Origin of the sequence: Mesorhizobium sp. M2E.F.Ca.ET.219.01.1.1, from assembly GCF_004016445.2 — a bacterium.
Lineage (GTDB): Bacteria > Pseudomonadota > Alphaproteobacteria > Rhizobiales > Rhizobiaceae > Mesorhizobium.
Map to the genome: position 1 here is coordinate 35,194 of NZ_SADT02000009.1, position 20,377 is coordinate 55,570.

The 20,377-nt window shown below is 58.2% G+C and carries 15 protein-coding genes; 9 read left to right on the plus strand and 6 right to left on the minus strand.

Translation table 11 applies throughout. The annotated features are described in order from the left end of the window. Nucleotides 1-583 precede the first annotated feature (583 nt). The 5 genes from EN862_RS32880 to EN862_RS32900 form a co-directional block, all read right to left on the minus strand. Nucleotides 584-4,315, minus strand: a complete 3,732-nt coding sequence (locus tag EN862_RS32880; protein WP_193771620.1) for a caspase family protein — start codon at nucleotides 4,313-4,315, stop codon at nucleotides 584-586. A 470-nt stretch (nucleotides 4,316-4,785) separates the two neighbouring features. Then, nucleotides 4,786-5,157 (minus strand): hypothetical protein, encoded by a 372-nt coding sequence (locus tag EN862_RS32885; protein ID WP_127868749.1) that lies wholly within the window; start codon nucleotides 5,155-5,157, stop codon nucleotides 4,786-4,788. A 1,357-nt stretch (nucleotides 5,158-6,514) separates the two neighbouring features. Next, on the minus strand, nucleotides 6,515-6,721 hold the full coding sequence (locus EN862_RS32890) for a hypothetical protein (protein WP_127868750.1): 207 nt from the start codon (nucleotides 6,719-6,721) through the stop codon (nucleotides 6,515-6,517). A gap of 6 nt (nucleotides 6,722-6,727) precedes the next feature. After that, complete coding sequence (locus tag EN862_RS32895) at nucleotides 6,728-9,181, minus strand: conjugal transfer protein TraA (protein ID WP_127868751.1); 2,454 nt, start codon at nucleotides 9,179-9,181, stop codon at nucleotides 6,728-6,730. Nucleotides 9,182-9,184: 3 nt separating this feature from the next. Then, nucleotides 9,185-9,586: a MobC family plasmid mobilization relaxosome protein gene (locus EN862_RS32900; protein ID WP_127868752.1), complete on the minus strand. Its 402-nt coding sequence runs from the start codon at nucleotides 9,584-9,586 to the stop codon at nucleotides 9,185-9,187. A gap of 737 nt (nucleotides 9,587-10,323) precedes the next feature. Here EN862_RS32900 and EN862_RS37465 point away from each other — a divergent pair. From EN862_RS37465 to mcrC, 9 genes are all read left to right on the plus strand, one after another. Continuing rightward, a complete protein-coding gene (locus EN862_RS37465) occupies nucleotides 10,324-10,737 on the plus strand; it encodes a transposase (RefSeq protein WP_127868753.1) in 414 nt (137 codons plus the stop codon). Continuing rightward, entirely contained in the window at nucleotides 10,734-11,087 is a 354-nt protein-coding gene (gene tnpB, locus EN862_RS32910; RefSeq protein ID WP_127868754.1) for an IS66 family insertion sequence element accessory protein TnpB, read from the plus strand. The genes EN862_RS37465 and tnpB overlap by 4 nt, the downstream gene beginning before the upstream one ends. A gap of 62 nt (nucleotides 11,088-11,149) precedes the next feature. Further along, nucleotides 11,150-12,730: an IS66 family transposase gene (locus EN862_RS32915; protein ID WP_127868755.1), complete on the plus strand. Its 1,581-nt coding sequence runs from the start codon at nucleotides 11,150-11,152 to the stop codon at nucleotides 12,728-12,730. A 2-nt stretch (nucleotides 12,731-12,732) separates the two neighbouring features. After that, on the plus strand, nucleotides 12,733-12,969 hold the full coding sequence (locus tag EN862_RS32920; RefSeq protein WP_127868756.1) for a hypothetical protein: 237 nt from the start codon (nucleotides 12,733-12,735) through the stop codon (nucleotides 12,967-12,969). A 93-nt stretch (nucleotides 12,970-13,062) separates the two neighbouring features. Beyond that, nucleotides 13,063-13,761, plus strand: coding sequence for a ParA family protein (locus EN862_RS32925; protein ID WP_127868780.1), 699 nt, complete (start codon nucleotides 13,063-13,065; stop codon nucleotides 13,759-13,761). 124 nt (nucleotides 13,762-13,885) lie between these two features. Then, nucleotides 13,886-14,206, plus strand: coding sequence for a hypothetical protein (locus EN862_RS37070; protein WP_245519796.1), 321 nt, complete (start codon nucleotides 13,886-13,888; stop codon nucleotides 14,204-14,206). A gap of 455 nt (nucleotides 14,207-14,661) precedes the next feature. Then, complete coding sequence (locus tag EN862_RS32940) at nucleotides 14,662-15,135, plus strand: helix-turn-helix transcriptional regulator (RefSeq protein WP_245519797.1); 474 nt, start codon at nucleotides 14,662-14,664, stop codon at nucleotides 15,133-15,135. Nucleotides 15,136-15,317: 182 nt separating this feature from the next. Continuing rightward, on the plus strand, nucleotides 15,318-17,519 hold the full coding sequence (locus EN862_RS32945) for an AAA family ATPase (protein ID WP_127868758.1): 2,202 nt from the start codon (nucleotides 15,318-15,320) through the stop codon (nucleotides 17,517-17,519). Then, complete coding sequence (gene mcrC, locus EN862_RS32950) at nucleotides 17,519-18,649, plus strand: 5-methylcytosine-specific restriction endonuclease system specificity protein McrC (protein ID WP_127868759.1); 1,131 nt, start codon at nucleotides 17,519-17,521, stop codon at nucleotides 18,647-18,649. Before EN862_RS32945 ends, mcrC begins: the two co-directional genes overlap by 1 nt. A 242-nt stretch (nucleotides 18,650-18,891) precedes the next feature. Here the strand turns inward: mcrC and EN862_RS32955 are convergent, their stop codons facing one another. Continuing rightward, nucleotides 18,892-20,376 carry a hypothetical protein gene (locus EN862_RS32955; protein ID WP_127868760.1) on the minus strand — a complete coding sequence of 495 codons (1,485 nt, stop codon included), beginning with the start codon at nucleotides 20,374-20,376 and terminating at the stop codon, nucleotides 18,892-18,894. Nucleotide 20,377 lies beyond the last annotated feature (1 nt).

Sequence of the window (20,377 nt, forward strand, 5' to 3'; positions counted from 1 at the left end):
GCGCAGCAAAAATTTAGGGTTATCGAACTCGCTGGTCTAATAAGGGCGGCAGTTAATGGCTGTTTGCGCGATGGATAGGCGCCAAGGTCCGTCATTGAACCCGGTGCTGTGTAACCAACATCGGTGCGTTGCAGGCCGGCGTGGTGCCGACCCGCAACGTTTGTTCAAGCCAAAGCCAAGGATTTTCCGTGGCTCGGCGAGTTTGTCCATCCATCAACTGGACCTGGATGGCATCGTCTGGACTTGCCGTTAGGTCGCCCAGGTTGCGGTGCCTCAGAGCGGACCTACTCGCGACCTGGCCTTCAGCACATCGAGCCGATTGAACGCCTCCTCGGGCTCCAAATCGTGATACGCTATTCCCCCTGCCGTGCACTTTCGAGCAGCGTCATGCAGGCCTCGAGCCAGGCTGTGGCGATCGACGGCCCGAGGGGACTCTGTTTCTTGTTCAACAGCCGATGCATCACCACGCCGTGCAGCAACCTTCGGCGGGCTCGTTTTGGCGAGGGCGTTCGAAAACTCCGTCACGGCCGAGCTAAGCGGGGCTTTGGGTGACGGAGGCGTCCAGACTGGTTCGCGCGCGCGACTAGAAGAGAGCAACTTCTCCCAGTAGCAAGTTTCGCTTGAAGGTTGGGATCTGGAATCCACCGCTTTCTCTCGAGACGATCGCTTTCAATCCGAAAAACAACTCAGATGCATCAATGACCCCATCCCCATCAATGTCAAACCTCTCTCTATCTCTATCTATCACTCGGTCAAACGCCAGCGAAAATAGGCCACCACCATTTGCAGAAGATTCTATGCTTGTTTGCGCCCCCTGGGATGCAGAGAATATAACTACTGAAGCGCCGCTGTCTGTGACCAATTGGTCAGCTGCCTCTTGGTTGGTAGCAATACTCGCCACCCCAGACAATCCGGCATGGCAGACATCCAAAAGAACTACCACACGCGCCTTTGCCGATTTAATTACGTTTGAAATCCGCTCAAAGGGTAAGGAAGTGGCTTCGATAGCAAATTCCTCGGGTAAAGTGCTGGATAGCGCCAATATGAGGTGATCCCGAATGCGCAATCCGTGCCCGGCGAAACTCAGGACAATTGTGTCGTCCGGTTGCGCCGATTGAACAACCCTCTTTAATTCATCAAGAATCGTCTGCCGCGTAGCACCAGATCCCAGAAGAACCCTCGGGATTACGCGTTCATATACTTCCGATCTTTCGACCGCTGTTGATATTCGAATAGCGTCGGCTTCGGCGAGCGACAGATTGCAGCTTGCCTTGCCAGTATCTCCGCATTCCGCAGGCAGCAGTGGATAAGCGTTGACGCCGACTGAAACAACGTAAGCCATCCCGACGCGGCGGCCGCTCGGTACTCGGCGTAAGGACACCGGAGCACTGACCAATCCACTAGCGTCAATCGCGAACGCCGTCACGTTGCCTCTTACAAGGTCTTTTTCAGGTACATATATCTCGGCGGCGCTGCCAGACACATCTATTCTGTCAACTGGTTGTCCGTCAGCGTAAACCTGCACGAACTTTAGTCCACCGTCACTTGCCGCCGCCAATGTTTTTGACGCTCCATTGTCGCGCATCTCTAAGCGCGGGGGTGCGGTTATTTTGGGGGCCGCGAGTGTCGGTTTCCCTTCAAGTACCTGCTCCACAATGCCTCGTCTCCTGAGCACCCCCGCAAACTGTGACAGTATATGGCGCCCAGAAATCCCAGGAATTCGAACTTCAAGGTAATCTGCTGCCTCGTCCGACGCGTCATAATAGCCGTTTCGATCGAGTAAGACGAGTTCCCGATCATAGTTCGCTCCCCGAAGCGCCATCTGGCCATTGGCGCAATCATAGACCGCCAAGGTGCTATCCCTATTTTCCTGGATGACATGGGATACATCCTCAGTAACGGCCAACGCTTCAATATTTAAGCCATCCACCGGCGCCGGGATGCTGCAACGCACTCTCCACTCGGCTAAATCGAAAACAATGATGCTTGCAACAGGTTTCGTTGCTAGCAGTAGATATCGCCCGGCGGCCAAGAACACGAGCGACGACTCGGTGAGGGCTGCTTCAGGTTCTGTTCGAACGTCGCCTAACTCAAATTGCTCATCATGATCGCCAACATCTGCTCCGAGGCGAAAGCGCGTAGAATCTGCCTTAAGATCAGAATATTCGAGGCGGCCTGCCTCATCTCGCAGTATTCTAAAATCGAACGTATGACCGTTGCGACCTGCATCCACCGACTGAGTCAAGAAATACTGAGCTATACCTTGTTTCCACGTCCACACCAAACGCCCTGGCATCGTCAACTCGATCTTGTATGGTGTATCTTCAGTTCTCGCGTGTGGGTCGGGAAGCGCCGCAGTGCCATAGCCATCTTCCGATCCGAATTGGGCAATGTCGTTCGGGTAGATCTTGGAGAGTGTTTTCTGCAGCTGCGCGAGCTTGCGTCTGTCTCGAGGGGCTTTGAGGCCTGGAATCTGCTTATCTGCAAGTAAAGAGAGCACTTCGGTTACGTTTGAGAAATCGATCTCCGCCGTGGGATGCGACAAATCTACACTCGTTGCAGGGACTGATGGCTGCTTCTGGAGTGTTGAAATATTTCCCGACACCTCAAGCCTACTGAGGATTCCAAAGCCGTTGTTGTCTGTGTCTGGAGGCACCCCTTCGGAGATCGCAGTTAGGATTCCATCCTGAGCATCCCAGCCATCGATGCGGGGCCAGGGCATCCCAAAATCAGTCTCAAATTTTTCAATACCGGCTTGCGAGGTGCTATATTTCTGAGCATCGGAATGAGCGCCCAAGTCGTAAACAGTGATCTCATCCGATGCGTTCCCTCGGTTCGCCGCGTACGTTTCGTATACGGCGACCGTACCGTCGTCTATGGATAATTGAAACTCAACCTCATCTCTAGCGGAGCAATATAAGCACCCGGATACAGAGGGATTGATGTCTATTGTCGGAGCGAATTCGTCTGCATTATTATGGGCGGGGCCGGCGGCCGCGACAGGATTCAGGGGCGCAACATCGTCGATTTCATCTCGCGCACCGCGGAGAGTTTGGACTATTGTTAACTCATCATCCCGAGCTCCAAGTACGTACATGAAGCTATCTCCGTGAGTCCAGGATATTTCATGGGCATCGAACTTACCCAATGTTTTAGATGCGACCAGATCGATAACTTCAACTCTCTCTCGCTCAACGTTCCTTACAATTAGAAAACGCCCGGTCGGTGAAAACGTGGGATCGTAGCCCTGTCGTCGAAGAACAAACGCGTCAGTTTTTCCGTCTATTATTTCAAACCAAGACCCATAATCTAATGCCTTGTAAGGGGCGCTTACGGCCTGCACGATCTTCACGGGGGGCAATATTGAGAAATTATTTCTAGCGACGACCTGGACTCGATTGGCCGTAATAGTTATTTTATGCAGCGACCCTTGGGAAACGATTCTTTGACATTCCCCTCCTTGGACTAAAGCCCACTGAATTCTGGTTGTTCCGGCCGAATAGAGCATCACACTCAGGACACCAGAGTGCGCAGAGAAGGCTGTGCTAAGCGGAAAGATGGCTCGATTCTCACCAATCCCGTAGCTGACGCCTCTGGGATTGCCGGCACTGCTGTTGCTCAGTGCGTAGAAGCCTTCTCCCAAAAACCGCGTAGGCGACGACACCAAAACCACCAGATACAAAGGGCGATCCGTCTTTTCCTCAGAAACCTTCCAGTCGATCGCAACTGCCTCTCCAACGTTCGCAGTTGTTGCGTTCGCGGCCACGTATGCCGAATTTTGAGGGTTAGACCGATCTGCCGAACAGAAGTTGGCGACAACGGCTTCGGTGCTCGGGAATGGAATAAACGTCTGATAGATGGTCAATGCCACCGGATAATAATCGGGAACTTTTGAGTATACGATCTGCAGTACTTTTAGTGTGCCGCCCTTCCGATGTGCACTGAAATATATGGCTGAGCCGTCCTTATTGTCGGCATTTATGATGAATCTGTCTTTGTTTGGTTGAACCTGATTGATATTTGTAAGAAGTCGCCCTCGCACCGCAATGACCTCGGTATACAGTTGGACCAGTGACGTACCATCGCTGATAGACATAGTGTCTATTTTCAACTTCTGATCCGGAGTACTCCAATGGCTACCAAATTTAGTTCTCGTGCCTCGATCTACGATCTTGCGTGGAATGCCCAGTTTAGTCCCAGATGCTTGATCCGTAATGATTTGAAGATCAAGGTCGCTGGCATTCTCGGAATTGATAGAGACCGCCGACGCCTGCACTATCAATGTGAGCACTATGGCGGCGACAATCGTGAACATGGGCAAGATTTTCACCCTATTTCGCCTCCAAACCGCCTTCGCTCCCAAGTTCATTGAAAGAGGACAGCTTCCATCGAGCATCAGATGCACTCCAATAGAGGGCGTAGCGTTTACCAAGCAAGATATTTGTTACCTGAGCAACTGAGCCATCATGGTAGCTTATGGAGACTGTATCTTGGCTTGAATCACATTCTATCTGGACCGTCTCTCCTGATGATAACTTATAATTTTTCCAAGCACCGTTAAGATATACAGAAAATGAGAGTGTTGCGTCCCCCAAGTTACTAACAGAAACAGCCTCTTTTGCCAGAGTAATACTACGAAGTGCCGGAACTTGTCTTTCTGCCGTTCCGAGGGGTGGTCGCGATTGCGGTAGTGAATCTGCTCTAAGATTCGTTGGAAAAGCCATCGAACCGAGCACCAACCCAAAGAATGGGACGGCGACTGCCCCCTTATAGATGCGATAGCATCTAGCCCTCTGGGTCGGCGCTGTCATCTCTTTTACTCAATCGACCGAGTGTGTAACCGATGATGGTCCCAAATAACCCAAATGCTGGCGCAATCTGTTCGTTGCTATATCCCGCCGTGACAAGTATAAGTGCCGCAGTGACAACCATGATAACAACAACTGATCGGGTAAAATCTTCCGTACTTGATCGATTTGTGCGACGGAAATGCCATAAGAGAATTAGAATGACGGATAGACCAAAGGCTATGATTATCAGCGTCAGCCAAAATTCGTACGCTGTACGATTGCCGATTATAGTATCAGCAGCCGTAAACAAGTTTCGTCCAGCTGACGGATTAGCCTGGAGATTGGGGTCTGGAGCCACCTGCGCCATTGCGGTCCGCCTGAATACATGAATGAGTAGTATAAGGACAGGCTGCCGCAGCGCGCGCCTGTGAAAATTGGCACTATCATGAATTGCGGAGCCACGGAAGTGCCATCGATCTCACAAGAAGGCGACAAGCACAAGGAACGTCTGCTGCAAGCTTCCGTCTAGCTCATATCGATATCGTGAAATGGAAATCCTCAATCCGATTCCGTGTTCCCGGCCGAGGGTGGCGGCAACATTGAAATAGCCGCTATTCGGCGATCGCAACAGTCGCCCGAACGACCGAAGTGAGGCGCACAGCAGTCGTTCTCGAAGCGTGACGGGAGCGGCGGTTTCGGGTCACGACGTTCGCGTAACCCAGCTCGACATCCGCTGACAAACAGCTGCTTGGTCAAAGCACCGGAACCCATCAAGGAAGCCACAGAAACGGTTCAGTCACCCAGCGAACGGCAATTTCGCCGGACCCGCAAGCAACGACAACAGTACTGCGGTGCGGTGACGATTTTCTTATCCAAGCAGCCTCTAATGTGCTACCATTGATAACAGCCCGCAGTATCGACCTAACGTCCCCCAAACCCCTAATTCCCCGGGTCGCCTGCGAGTGTATTGGGGCCAGTCGCTCATGCTAACGGCTGGCCTCTTTCTGTGATACCGCTATCCTCTCCACCGCTGCCGCCTTGATTCCTCCTTGATTGGCGCGAGCCAGAGGGCTGATGCCGGGTAGACGCCGGCCCTCATCTTTTTTGGCCTGTTCCTAAGCATCTGCTAATGTGACCAACCTCGGAACCATGCGCACCCACGGGAGAGATGTGGGGCACGTAGAAGCAGGACCACAGAACAAAAAAACCGGCATCATCGGCCGGCGGCTGTGGATTAATGCAGAGTGTTGAAAACTTCTGCACCTGGAATTGTACACGCCTACATTGCTAGACGGCACACCTTCGTTCCGGCAAAGCTCCGAATCGCGGGGCCACTGGCAATCCGCAGGTCGGCGGGTTCAGGCAATGCCCATTGAAAGATGGGCCGCCGACTTTCCTTATGGCTGTAAAGCTCGGCGGGTTGTCGCTCTCGATTGCCGTCTCAAACGGCGGCACGTGAGGACGCGGATGGCTACCACACGGTCTATATTAGTGGAATTAGTGGATCCCTCCGGGAGGCTGTAGATCGAGCGGTCCGACGTTTATATGTTGCCCAGGCCTCGGCAGGCACTGCTGAATCCGCCCTGGCGAGCCAGTTTGCGCGCTCAGCATCGGTAGGCGAATTCCACCACTGTACCGGCGATTTCGTCAGCAGTCGGATTCCGGTTCGGTTCGTCTGCCATTTCTTCCTTGCATAAGACTTGAGCGCCAGCGGCCCGTAACTGTTAGAACGGCCAAAAGCCGGATAAAAAAGCCAGCAATTCGCTGCCCCACTGCATGAAGTTTTGGTACCAGCCAGACACCGTTTCATAAGCAACCTGCAGTGCACCCAGGAAGAAAACGAAACAGATGGCGATGGCAAATGCCTTGCCAAACCCTTCGTCACCCTTCGGGTCGCTGCTCTGGTAAACGTAGTCCTGTCGATCAAACATGGTCCTCTAACGGTCCCGGTCGTCGCGGTCGCGTTCCCTTCTTTCTAGTTCCTCCCGCTCCAACTGCTCGAGGCGAGGAATATGCTGTTGGGCCGGATCGGTCCGCGTCGTTTCACCGCCTCGTTGTGCGGCCTCCTTGTCCCTGGCTACCTTATCCTGCAGCCGATTTGTAACATCTACGGCCGACGCCAATCCGTGAGCCTGCTCGGCCGGTTCGTCCGGCCGATGCTCGGCCTCCTCGGGGCGAGGATCTCGCTGCTGTTCGGTCACGGTATCGACATTTGCAGGGGATTTGCCTTTGTCTTCCGCCGGCCGCTCTTGGGTCTGCTCTGCCGCCTCGATGGCGCGCTTGAGCTCCGGATCCTTCTCGGCTACCTCGCGCATATAGGTGTTGCCCTGGACGGCAAGCTCCGCCGCGCGAGCCAGTCCGCGCTCAATTTCAGCGCGGAATACCCTTGCGTCATTGGAAAGCTCACCGGCCCCGATTCTATCCAAGCCCTCGCGACTGGTTTCGATGTCCACAAGAACGTCATTGGCCGCCTCAACAACCGCCTCACCGTGTTTGGCGACTGCCGCATCCCACTGTTCATTCGCATCGTCTCGAAGCTCCTGGCCTTCGTCTCGCTCGGTCGCAGTCCCCTGCTTCTCCTGTGCCTGGCCCTTCATCTCGTAAAGCTCCATGAGCTCGCGCCGGCCGTTCACATGCTCGCGGGCGACAGACGCGACTTCATCAAAGTCGTCTCGCTCGTCCGGACCGACGCTCCGCTCCAGCCGGAACAAGGCCGTCTCGACCTTCTTTTCATAGGCTTCAAACTCTGCCCGCGTTGTCTCGCGCATTTCCTGACCCTCCAGAACGACTTCCTGCAAGGTTACCAGATTGGCGCGGAATTTGGACCCGAAATCTGCACGGACGACATTTATGCTCGCTTCCGCCTGACCTGCCGAAAGGCTTGCTGTCAAATGATCCCGCAGCTGTTCTGCATAAGCGACAACACGCCGATCACCGCTGGCGAGCGCAATTTTCTCCCAGCTCTGCGTTGCCTTTATGGCATACTCCCGGCTCCTTTCGGCCTTCGCCAAACTGCGCCGTCCGCCCCGCTTTGCGTCGTACCGTCCCTGTGCCGCCTCGCTGGTCCCGACGTGCTCGGTCCGCCCTTCCCTGCTCACCGGCCTCACCTGATTGCGGGTGAAGGCGGGCGGACTGGCGAACTCGCGACGATCGGTCATCTCCATCGCTATTCCATGCGCCCGGGCCATCTGCGCCATTGTGGCCCGCCACTCCCGAAACACCTGCGGGGTCGTGTCGATCCGATCACCCGATTCCGATCGCATGGTGATGATCGCGTGCGCATGGACATGCGGCCGCTTGCCCCCCTCCCCTTCTTCCTTCGGATCATTGGCCGGATCATGCATGGCAAACACGTAGCGATGGCCGGCGAACTGCTCGGCCAGGAAGTCGCGTGCAGCGTTTTCAAACGCCTCGGCATTCGTGCCGGCGCGGGCCGACATGATCAGGTGCATGACGTCGCGGCTTTTGCGGCTGTGCAGATCACCGCGCCATTCCTTTTGCACCAGGTCGCCAGCGAGCTTTTCGTCACCGACGATTTGGCCGCGGTCGTCACGAACGTCGCCGCCATGACGTTCAACCAGGCTTCGCAACGAGCTGGCGCCATACTCGACACCATTGCCGTAGCCCTGGAACCAGAACCGCGCAGCCACATCCTGCGCGGCCGCACTCGCGTCATATCGCGCCTGAACGATACTGGCGGCCTTGTCGTCGCCACTCAGCCGCTCGCTCTGCCCGCTTCTGAGCACAACCGCACCTTGAACCGTCAGCGCGCCGTTGCCCTGGCGCGTGACCGCGTAAGCATAGCGTCGATCGCCGAACGCGCTCGTCAAACTGTTCCTGACCAGCTCATGCATCGCCTCGTCTGACGAAACCACCGCAGTCGCAATCTCTGTGTTGAAGCTTCCAATATCGCGGCTCTCTGCGCGGTTTTGGAAAAGATGGTTCCAGTCTCCCCGCAACCGCGCCAGATCCTCGCGGCTGCTGATGCGCTCGCCGTTCTCGTTCTCGACGGCGAGCTCGCCACCGCGCGACACATAATTCAGCATCGCCCCTACCCTCGCGCCGGCGCCGTAGGATGCCATTTTGATAACCGCGGGCTGGCTGCCCTGGGCAACCGCCGTTAACCGCGCTTCGATTGGACGGGACGCCGCTGCCGCCCGCCTCTCGGCCGCGAAGATCGGCCCGGCGGCCGCCCGTTGCATTTTAGGCCGGCTGCCACCGCCACCGCCTGCACCAGAACCGCCGCCGCCTGGCTCGGCCATAGCTTTCAATCGGCGCTTCATTTCATCTTCGGCCGACGAACGACGTTTTGGCCCAAGCGATAGCTCATGCAGCAACGCCGCACGACGCTGCTCCCATTCGCTCGTGAAGGCGCCGAAGAAAATTTCCAAGACCTACCCCTCCCCACGCCGCTTATGGCCGGCACGTTTCGACAGCGATCGTAGCTCGACCATCACCGCCGCCTGGATGCGCTGCACATTGCCAAGATTGATGTCGAGCTCGCTCGGGTGAATGCTCTTGCCGCTGTTTATTGATCGCGCCACCTGGTTCAGGTTCACCCCGATAGCGCGCATGTCCTCAAGCAGCAGCGCCATGACGAGCCGATCATCCTTAGTCAGGATCGGTCGTACTCCGGCGCCTTCGAGGACTAGCGAGCGGAAAAATCCCGATACCGTCATGTCGGCCGCCTTCGCGGCCTTTTCGATTGCCGCATATTCGTCCGCGCTGACGCGGGCATGCACCATTCGACCCTTCCGGTCCGGCTCGAGCCGGACCTCGAATTTCGCGTCGTCCATTGGCCTTGGGCCCCTCTCTCTGGCGCTTGCGGCAGGCATCGAGGGCTTGTTCCTCGATCGTCAGGAAAATGTCGCACATTTTTCCGTATCCTGCCATCATCAATAGACATTGAATCAAAACTCAACCGAAGAAACTTTCGAGCAGACACAACTCTCGCTCGCCCTAATCGAAACGACCGGCAGGGTCTTCGCCCCTGCCGCTTCAAACGCTAAAACGCTCTCCAGGGTTCACCTCCAGGACCGCTTTGTCGGCCTTTGTGTGCCCCTCGTACTCGCCCGCAAGGGACGCTCCGCTCTTCGCCCTGGCGGACTGCGTGCGAGCGTCACAGACGGCCTTCGCGCGGCTCCGGGGTTCACCACAAAAGGAACGGGAAGGCCTGCGGCCGGCTTCATCGGTCAAGCACGGGAATTGGGCGACCGTGGAGACTCCAGGATCACTCAAGCGCTCGGCAACGCGCGGTTGATCCGATTTCACACGACTTGTTCACACGATGTGTTCACATGCCATGACGTTACGATGTGAAAGTAAGATGTGATTGAAGTATCACACGCTAGGATAGTGAGGCTTAATCGCATCGTGTAAACCGCCATGCGAACCCAGCATTCACTTCAGATGGAAATGCAGTTGCCCAAGAGGATACGTAAGCGTCCGGTGACGACCGCCTTCCGTGGCGAGGATCGGATCGGATAGGGGTCGGGCTCCGGACGCTGAAGATAGTGTCCACGAGCGGGGTTTAATGGACACGATCGCGACGGATGGAGTGGCAGGCCAAGATTCTCGCGGCGAGACGGCGCGCGCCCGCCGGCGCAAGTCATACACGCTCGAAGAGAAGCAGCGGCTGGTGGCCGAGAGCTGTGAGCCCGGGGCGTCGGTGTCGCTGGTGGCGCGGCGGCACGACATCAATGCGAACCTGTTGTTCACCTGGCGCCGGCAGATGCGCCCGCCGGCGTCGACGGCTTTGCCGCTGGAGTTGATCCCGGTCGAGGTCATCAGCAGCGTGCCAGCTGCTGCACCAGCCGCGGCGGGTGGGGCGGAACAGCGCGGTGTGATTGAGATCGTCCTGCTCGGCGGCGTGCGCGTGCGGGTGGACGCCGAGGTCAGCGAGGCGGCGCTGCGGCGGGTGCTGTCGGCTCTGAAGGCGGCGGCATGATCGCGCCCGGGTCTGGGGTGCGGGTCTATCTGGCGACGCAGCCATGCGATATGCGCAAAGGGATGGATGGCTTGGCCGCCCAGGTCCAGAACGTGCTGGCCACCGATCCCTTCTCCGGGGCGCTGTTTGTGTTCCGCGGGAAGCGCGGCGACATGTTGAAGATCCTGGCCTGGGACGGAAGTGGGCTGTGTCTGTTCGCCAAGCGCTTGGAGCAGGGAAAGTTCGTTTGGCCGCCGATCGTGGCAGGCCGGCTTCAACTGACACCGGCTCAGTTGGCCTTGCTCGTCGAAGGGATCGACTGGCGGCGGACAGTCGCGCCGGAACCGGTCACGCGCCCCGAAGCCATCTAAATAAGTTCCTGATTCCAAGGATTTATTCTCGCTCGCGAGTCATGACTTTGCTATAAGCCGGCATGTCTCTCGCCACTGCGGAATTGCCGTCGGATCCGGACGCGCTGCGCGCGTTCGCAGCGGCTTTGCAGGCTGAGCTCTACGCCAAGACGCTGCATATCGAGAAGCTGAAAGCCCAGTTGGCGACGCTGCGGCGCGCGCGCTTCGGCCAGTCGTCCGAGAAGCTCGATCGCCAGATCGATCTGCTCGAGCTGATCATCGGAGATCTCGAGGAGGCCGAGGCCGCCAGCGAAGCCGGCCAGGATGCGACTGCGGCGATGCCGGGCGCGATACCGGCGCCGACCAGGCCACAGCGCGTGGGCAATCGCCGGCCGCTACCCGATCACCTGCCGCGCGAGATTGTCACCCATGCCGGGGTTTGCGCCTGCCCGGCCTGTGGTTCCGAGCGGCTGCGCAGGATCAGCGACGATGAACGCGAGGTGCTGGAATATGTGCCGTCACACTTCAAAGTCATCGTGCATGTGCGGCCGAAACTGAGCTGCCGGGACTGCGAGGCCATCACCCAGCCGACGATGCCGAGCCTGCCGATCGAGCGCGGCAGACCCGGCCAGGGGCTGATCGCCCACGTACTGGTCTCCAAATATTGCGACCACCTGCCTTTGAACCGACAGTCCGGCATCTACGCCCGCGAGGGCGTCGACCTGGATCGATCGACCCTGGCCGACTGGGTCGGACGGGCCGCCTGGCTGGTGGCGCCGGTTGCCGACCGCATCGGCGACTACGCTCGCGCCGGCCCGGCCATCCATGCCGACGACACGCCGATCCCGGTTCAGGATCCCGGACGCGGGCGCACCAAGAGCGGCCGGCTATGGGTCGTTGTGCGCGACGAAGGCACCTGGGGCTCGCCCAATCCTCCGGCGGCTTTCTATCGCTACTCGCCTGACCGCAAGGGCGAGCACGCCCAAGCCCTGCTGGCGCCGGCATCCGGCTTCCTGCACGCCGACGGCTATGCCGGCTTTGACAAGCTCTACGAACCGGATCCGATCACCGGTCGGCCGCGCCTGGAGCCAGTCGCGTGTTGGGCCCATGCCAGGCGCGAACTGTTCGACGAGCACGCTAAGACCAAATCGCCGATCGCGCGTCAGGCGCTGGACAAGATCGGCGCGATCTTCACCGTCGAGCGCGAGATCAATGGCCGAAGCGCTGCTGTTCGTCTGGCTGCGCGCCAGGCTCAAAGCGTGCCACTGCTGGCCGACCTCAAGAATTACCTGGAGGCCAGCCTGGGCCGGATCAGCCGCAAGGGGGACCTCGCCAAGGCCATCCGCTACAGCCTCAATCGCTGGGAGGCGCTCTGCCGCTTCACCGAAGACGGCCGTCTCGAGATGACCAACAATGCCGCCGAACGGGCGATCCGCCCCCTGACGCTTGGACGACGCAACTGGACCTTCCTTGGCTCGGACTCCGGCGGCGAGCGCGCCGCGGTCTTCTACACCCTGATCCAGACCTGCAAGTTGAACGGCATCAATCCGGAGGCCTATCTCGCCGACCTGATCGGCCGCGTCAGCGACCATCCGGCCAATCGCATCGACGAGCTTCTCCCCTGGAACTGGCGCGCCCGATCCGGCACCAGACTGGCGGCCTGACCGTGGCTGCTATCACCCGGGTCTACACCCTCCCGCTCGCCGCCGAAATGCTCGGCCAGGATGCCGAACTGCTGTGGGAGGTCTATGTCGACATGGAACCGGAGGACGGTTGCCTCTGGGTCTACGGGCCCGACGATCAGCAGATCCCTGCCTTCACAGACTTCGGCCTCGAATGCCTGACCGACTTCATCCGCGAGCACAAAGCCAATCGCGGCAGCGGTCAAAACGATGGCCGGTAAGAGCCCTGGGTCATGACCGGGCGCTTACGAGGATACAGAGCGTGGCGACGGCCTGTCGTGTTCGGCTTTGGCATCAAAAGAGGGAGATCAAATATGCCTCAAAGGATTTGCGCGATCAGCGGCAAAGGCGGCGCCGGGAAGACGACGGTCATTATCCTCGTTGCCGGCGAGTACGCTATTCAGGGAAAGAGGGTTCTTCTGATCGACGCCGATCCGCGCCAGAACCTCGCCGAATGGTGGAAGCGATGTGAGGCCAAGGACAATCTTCCGGCCAACATCGAGCTGCACAGCGCGGCCACGCAGCGAAGCATTGAAACCGTGCTGGCCGAACAAGACGGCGTCTATGACGTAATCCTGATGGACTCTCCCGGTGTCGACAGCGTCATCCGCGACACGATCATCCGCAACTCTGACCTGGTGCTGACGCCTCTTCAGCCGAACCAGGATGAAATTAAGGCGGCCGGCGAAGCCGCCACCATCACGGCGGATATTGGCGACCGGGAGGGGCGCGCGATTCCCCACCTCAACGTGGTGACGCGCATCGCCCTGCCGGGACGCGTTCTCGAGGCCTACAGGCTGATCCGTCCGTTCATCGCCAACCTTCGCGACAATGGCTATGAATCGACGCTGATGGAAACCGAGCTCACCGAAAGAAATTGCTACCGCGAAATCCGCAACGGTCTCGGCACCTTGCAGATGCTCGAGCTCACTGATCCGGTCATGAAGGGTCGCGCGGAGATCGCGGCGTTTGTGGCTGAGCTCGATCACCATCTCGCGGCAACCCGGAAATAGGTGGGAAATGTCTAAACCAGGCAAACTGTCCGTCTCTGACTTTCCGATCGCTCCTCGGCGGCCGAAGCCAGCCACATCCAAAGCCACAATGAAACCAGCCTCTGTGTCGGAAGAGGAGGCCCGAATGACCGCACAGGGGCCAACAGTGCTGCCGGTTTCAGAAGCGGATGCGACAAGTGAGCGGCCTCGGCGCGGTCTGCCAAACCCGACCGGGGAAGAGCGCAAGAGCAAGGCGCTCGAACGTGCCCTGGCTCAGGAGGAGGGACGTTATCGCCTCCGCGACTTGAAGCGGGCGCACGCGCGGGAAGCCAAGCACTACGTCAATTGCCCGCTGGACTACGACACGAAGATGCGACTGCAAAAAGCCGCCTTCGACAACGACATCAAGATGACCGTGATCATCAAGGCGGCCATCGACCAGTTCCTTCGGGACAACGGCTATTGATCCGTGCCCGGTCGAAGCTTCCCGCTCGGGATCACGATCGGTATCCTTATTGGCATCTATGCCGCACCATGGGCCGGAAGCCAAGGCATCGACTTGGGTGAAGGCTCGAATGCTGCTTCCCCATTGAACGGGCTTATGGAATCCGCTCTCGATACGGCCATCCGGCCATCTGACGAAACCGCCAAAGGCGAGCTCTTTCGCTTATCCAATTGGGATATCTCAGTGCACGGGACTGGATCGACGGTTACCGTGAAGCGATGTATTAGGAATGGCAGAGATTCTATCGCGCGCGAACTCCTGGCGCATCGGGGGTGGGTCGATGGGGAAAAACTTGTCGAAGCTGTGTTCGAGGGAAACCCGGGTGCTTGGCGAATGGTTGCAGCAAAGGCCATCTAATTTTCTCTCAGTGGGAGGGAGGGGACGTGCCTAAGGATATGGATGCCTATAGAGACAAAATGGATTTGGTCGAGACGATTGATCCCGAGATCGATAAACCTGTTTTCCGCCGCCCGGGATACGACGGCATCAAAACCTTTGGCGAGATTGACGAAAGAATAGCTCAGTTCATCCGCAAGGCGCGCGAGGACAAGGATCTGACGCGCGCGGAGCTCGCGCCCTTGCTTGGCCTTTCGATGCAGGTTTATGGCCGTTATGAACGTGCCTTTTCAAAGATGCACGTAACCAGGATGATCCACCTGTGCGAAATCCTAGGATTTATGCCGATGGAAATGCTGTACAGCGCTGCCCCGCATCTATGGGGCCGCACGCCGGAAGAAGCGCGCGACAGCATGGAACTCGCGCGACAGGTCGTGTCTCTTCCGCACGGCACCAAGCGCGATCTGCTCGCCCTGGTCAAGAAAATGGCGGACTTGGAGCGTGCCGCCGGTGGCACGCCGGGGAGTGCACCAAAGGGCGATGGGGACCGCTAATCCCTGCCCCGCATTTGTCCTGACCAACTTGGCTTGTCGCCGTCGCCCGCCTTCGTGGGACGCCGAACGGCTTCAGACGAAAGCAGTCTTTGATTTTGCAGTTCCTGGAAACGAAAGAGGGCGCGAGGGGAAACTTGCCCATCGCTGTCGGACAACGCAATATCGGGGGCAACGGGGGATCGATGAGCCTAGACATCAACAAGAGCTACAAAGCTATTCTCGACGGTGCCAGGCAAGGCCGCTTTGTCTCGTACGGCGAAGTTGCTGCGGCGAGCGGTTTGGCGTGGAAAAAAGCCCGGCGTCCGTTGCCGCTGCAGCTCGACCAGCTCGTAGTGATCTCTCGCGAGCGCGGATGGCCGCTCATCTCGGCCATCGTCGTCAGCAAAGATAATGTCGAAACGGGTAGGCTGGAAGGCGAGTCCCTTTCAGGATTCATGGCGGCGGTGAAGAAGGTTGGCCTGACCGTCGATGACCCCCACAGATTTGTTCAGGAACAGCAACAGGCGGTCTTTGAATGGGCTAGGATAGCTCCCGACGAACTGGGGATGCCCTCCGATAATGATGACGATGACGCAGGAGGGCCGCGTTTCGTTCATTACTTCAATCCTGTGCTCGACGCGCTGCGCGCGCAGGGCGGTTCGGCAACACCTGACAAGGTATTCGCGTGGATCAAAGATCACCTCGACATTCCTGCCGCGGAAATCGAAGGGGTCAATAAAGGCGGGCAATCCAAGTTTAACAACAAAGTCGCCTGGGCGCGCTTCTATCTGGCGAAGGCCGGGTTGATCGACGCCGCGAAACGCGGCGTGTGGGCACTGACTTCGGAAGGCCTGAATACGTCGCTTACTCATGCGGGCGCGTTACAAATCTTTCGCGAGGTCCAATCGCAGTTCAAGACCGCCGAAGACGAGGAGGAGCCCGCGCCAGAGGTTGTGACAGGACAGGAGCTATTTGCCGATCCGGCACGCAGCTTCTGGTTTGTAGGAGCGGCCTGGGGAACGGATGATCAAACGCCGCGCTTTCTGTCAGAGGGCATTTGGCAGAATGGCTACCAAGACAAGTTCGGCGATGAAGTTCGCCGCATGAAGCGGGGAGACCGCATCGCCATCAAGGCGGCGTTCGTGCGCAAGCACAATCTGCCGTTCGATAACCGCGGACAGCCCGTGTCCTGTATGCGCATAAAGGCGATCGGAACGATCACTGAAAACCTTGGCGACGGCAGGACCGTCAAGGTGGAATGGGAAGTGCTAGACCCTCCCCGCGACTGGTTCTTCTACACGTACCGGGTCACCGTCGTTGAAGCCGATGCGAGTGATGAGCTCGCGCGAAGGCTGATCGTCTTCGCCTTTGCGGGAGCAAAACAGGATTACGATTTCTGGATCAGACAGCCCTATTTTGCCAAGAGGTACGGGCCAGAGCAAAAGGCGGCGAGCCTTGAAGAGTTTTTCGAGACGGATGCACTCGAAACCGAGGAAGAGGCGGCAGCCCCTTCATACACGGTCGACAACATCGCGGACGATGGCTGCTTCCTGGCCAAGGAAGAAATCAGCGGCATCCTGGCCCGCATCGACAGCAAGCGGAACATCGTCTTGCAAGGACCACCAGGAACGGGCAAGACGTGGCTCGCCAAGAGGCTTGCTTACGCGCTGATCGGATCAAAAGACCCGAAAGTCACGCGCGACCGTCTGCGCGTGATGCAGTTCCATCCTTCACTCTCATACGAAGATTTCGTGCGCGGCTGGCGACCCTCGGGTGACGGCAAGCTTGCGCTGGTCGACGGCGTGTTTCTGGAGATCGTCGAAGCCGCAAAGGCCGAGCCGGATCGGCCGTTCGTTCTCGTGATCGAGGAGATTAATCGCGGCAACCCGGCACAGATTTTCGGTGAGGCGCTGACACTCCTGGAGGACACAAAGCGCAGTCGCGAGGAAGCTATGGAGCTCGCCTATCGGAGGGAGCTCGGAGAGCGGGTTTACGTGCCGCGCAACCTCTATGTCATCGGCACTATGAATATCGCCGACCGCTCGCTGGCGCTTGTGGACCTGGCCCTTCGCCGTCGCTTCGCGTTCATCACCCTTGAGCCGCAGCTCAATGGCCTGTGGCGGGATTGGTGCGCTAACAAATGTGGACTTGCAGTGGATGCCATTTCACTCATCGAGCGGCGCATGAATGCGCTCAACGAGGAGATCGGCGAGGATCGCTCTCTTGGGCATCAGTACCGCATCGGTCATAGTTACGTGACGCCCGCCGGGGCCCTGGCCGGTGACGCGAAGGGATGGTTCGGCGACGTCGTTCGCACGGAAATTGTGCCGCTGCTTGAAGAATACTGGTTCGACGCGCCCGAAAAGGTGGCTGGAGCAAAGCAAAAGCTGCTCGAAGGGCTATAATGCAGGCCACGACGATTGACAGGCCCGGAGAAGACGCAAGCAGATTGATCGGCGGCATTCCAGTTCGCAATATCTGGCTGCTCTTTCTGTATGCCCACAACCTCGCGCAATTGCACGGCCAGCACGCAGCTGCGGTCGAAGACTCGCCGGACTTCCCGTCGTTGATTGGCAGAATCCTCTGTTATGCCGTCGATCGGCGGCTGCGGCGAAATCTTAGCAGAGGCTACCTGCAAAAGCGGGCTGTACTCGCCCGCGTTAGAGGGCGCATCGACATCCTCGATACCTTCGCAGGTGACCTGCTGAGCAAGGGCATGGTTGCATGCCGATTCGAGGAGTTCACGTTCGACACGCCGCGCAATCGTCTTGTCCGGGCTGCATTGGATTCTCTCGCAAACCGTCTCGACGACTGGACGCTGGCCCATGAATGCCGCCGTTTAGCCGGCGATCTGGGGCGCCAAGGCGTCGGGGGGATCAAGCCTTCGCGCGCCGAGCTGAGCGCAGATCGCATCGGGCGGCATGATGCCGACGACCTTTTGATGGTGACTCTCGCGCGGCTGGTGTTCGACCTCGTATTGCCAACCGAAGATTCCGGCGGGCACACACTGACACGCGTGGAGAAGGACATCGTGCTCGTCCGCCACCTGTTCGAGAAAGCTATTGGAAATTTCTACGCTGCCGAATTGCCGCACCTTGGATGGAAAGTCCATCAAGGCAAGTTTCTAAAATGGCAGATCGAATCCGAAACGCGTGGTATCGCCGCGATCATGCCGGGGATGATTTCTGACATCATTCTAGAGCACGCAGGGCAAGGGAAGCGTCTCATTATCGACACCAAATTCACGTCAGTCTTTGGACGCTCACAGCACCGCGCCGCTGTGCTGAAGAGCGGCTACATCTATCAACTGTACGCCTATCTCCGTAGCCAAGAACGGGCGGACAATGCGCTCTCGCTGACTGCCTCGGGAATGTTCATCCATCCGTCGATTGATACCGATGTCAACGAGTCGGTACGCATCCAGGGGCATGAGCTGCGTTTTGTCACGGTCGACCTCGCGCAATCGACCTCGGGGGTTATCCAGCGCCTGCGCGACATCGTTCTATCGCCCAGAACCGACTTGGTCAGCGCCTAAGATAATTGGGAAGCCGTGCCGATACCCTTTACGCGGTAGTCGTGTGGCGACCAGGGCGATCTGTTCCGCAATGTCGAGGATACTCTTAGGCGCTGGATCAGGTCTTTCGTCTTTTCAGCTAGTCCGGAACCGGAACCTCAACGGAACGATTACGAAGCGGCGTTTCGTAGAGGGACCGACGATTGACGGTTCAAATGGTGTGATCGCGGCGCTTGGGTGCCAAGTCATCTTTAGAGCGAAGCTCATCTCTGGCATGCCTTCACAAGCTCCTTCACGGCCTCGATCGCCGCCGTCACGTCAGCCTTTACGATAGGCTGCGTGGGATTGTGCGAGAGCGGATTGAGGATGAGCTTCTTGTATTTCTTCAATCCCTTGAAGGCTGCCTCGCGGCCGGTGTTCCCCTTCGCGTGGGCTTCGCCCTTGTTGAGCAGATCCTCGATTTTGATCTTCTGCGGATCATCCATGTAACCGAACGGGATGTTGTGCTTACGGCAGTAGCGGCGCAGCGTCAGTTCGCACGCCGTGCGGGCATAGTTCGCTGCGGCTGCGGGATGATTATCGTCGAGGAACCTGCCCGCCTGTTTCAAGGTCTCCGTGACCAGATCCTCCTGGCTCTCCCAGATCACTGGTCGCAACAGGCCATCGGCGTCGAGCTTCTCATATATCTCGATCGCCTTCCACGGCTCGCCCGACAGTTGCTCGCGCGCGAGTTCGAACCAGAAGCGGTCGTGGGTGAGCAGGATGATCTGCCACCCCTTGAACAATTCCCCGATCAGGTCCAGCACCGGCCGGCGATGCGAATAGTCGAGGCTGATCAGCAGATCGTCGAGCACTAGCAGCTTCAGCGCCTTGTCATTTTCCGGGACGCAGGCGAGGCGACCAGCAAGATATGTCGCGATCGCCAGCGCGGAAAGGCGCGCCTCATTCAGGAAATTGGGTGGCGCCGGCAGCGCATGATCCCGAAATTTTACGCTTGCGGTCAGCGTCTGGTTGACGAATTCGCGCTTCTTCTCGTCATAAGTCACGCCGAAGAAGGTGAAGCCTACCAGGTCGAGTGCATCCGGCTGAAAAACGTCGAGCAGCTTGCGGAGGACGGATTTGGCATGGGCTTCCAGCGCCTCTAGCGCCTGCTTCATTCCTTCATTGAACTGGTCGCAGGCTGCCTTAACCTTCTCCGCGAAATCCGACGGACGACGAGTTCCCCTCGTGTATTGTACGCGGCGCTCGAGGGCTGCGTCCACTTCCGCCCACAGTTCGCCGACTGTCCGTTTAAGTCCGCCTGCGACCGTCGCCTCGTAATCGGCGAGGAGCTTTTCCACCGCCACGGTGAACAGGTTCGGGGCGTCGTTCGCCGTCCGGCCCGTGTTCATTTCGATCAGCCGCGTATGGCTCAGAAAGGCCGACTTTCGCGCCGTATCCAGCACCGTTGCGGTCGGATGCACTGCCTGCGACCACAGCAGCTCGATCTTGTCGGTCAGTGTGGCCTTGACGCTCGGTTCAGCTGACTCGCTGAAAACATTGCGCATCGGCGAAATATCTTGCGCCTCAACCGAGAATAGACCACGAAGCGCACGGTAGATGGAGGACTTGCCCGATCCATTCTCGCCCCAGACCAACAGGTTCTTGCCATCGAGAAGGATGGAGGCCGGCGCCAATGAAGGAAAGGCACGGAAGTCGGAAATAGCGATGGACGCGATCCTCGCGGCGTCTCCCCCCGGCTTCGCCATG

Bases quoted from the DNA above. Each gene is read 5' to 3' on its own strand.
- EN862_RS32880 (WP_193771620.1), bottom strand. From the start codon at position 4,315: ATGTTCACGATTGTCGCCGCCATAGTGCTCACATTGATAGTGCAGGCG.
- EN862_RS32885 (WP_127868749.1), bottom strand. From the start codon at position 5,157: ATGGCGCAGGTGGCTCCAGACCCCAATCTCCAGGCTAATCCGTCAGCT.
- EN862_RS32890 (WP_127868750.1), bottom strand. From the start codon at position 6,721: ATGTTTGATCGACAGGACTACGTTTACCAGAGCAGCGACCCGAAGGGT.
- EN862_RS32900 (WP_127868752.1), bottom strand. From the start codon at position 9,586: ATGGACGACGCGAAATTCGAGGTCCGGCTCGAGCCGGACCGGAAGGGT.
- EN862_RS37465 (WP_127868753.1), top strand. From the start codon at position 10,324: ATGGACACGATCGCGACGGATGGAGTGGCAGGCCAAGATTCTCGCGGC.
- tnpB (WP_127868754.1), top strand. From the start codon at position 10,734: ATGATCGCGCCCGGGTCTGGGGTGCGGGTCTATCTGGCGACGCAGCCA.
- EN862_RS32915 (WP_127868755.1), top strand. From the start codon at position 11,150: ATGTCTCTCGCCACTGCGGAATTGCCGTCGGATCCGGACGCGCTGCGC.
- EN862_RS32925 (WP_127868780.1), top strand. From the start codon at position 13,063: ATGCCTCAAAGGATTTGCGCGATCAGCGGCAAAGGCGGCGCCGGGAAG.
- EN862_RS37070 (WP_245519796.1), top strand. From the start codon at position 13,886: ATGACCGCACAGGGGCCAACAGTGCTGCCGGTTTCAGAAGCGGATGCG.
- EN862_RS32940 (WP_245519797.1), top strand. From the start codon at position 14,662: ATGGATTTGGTCGAGACGATTGATCCCGAGATCGATAAACCTGTTTTC.
- EN862_RS32945 (WP_127868758.1), top strand. From the start codon at position 15,318: ATGAGCCTAGACATCAACAAGAGCTACAAAGCTATTCTCGACGGTGCC.
- mcrC (WP_127868759.1), top strand. From the start codon at position 17,519: ATGCAGGCCACGACGATTGACAGGCCCGGAGAAGACGCAAGCAGATTG.
- EN862_RS32955 (WP_127868760.1), bottom strand. From the start codon at position 20,376: ATGGCGAAGCCGGGGGGAGACGCCGCGAGGATCGCGTCCATCGCTATT.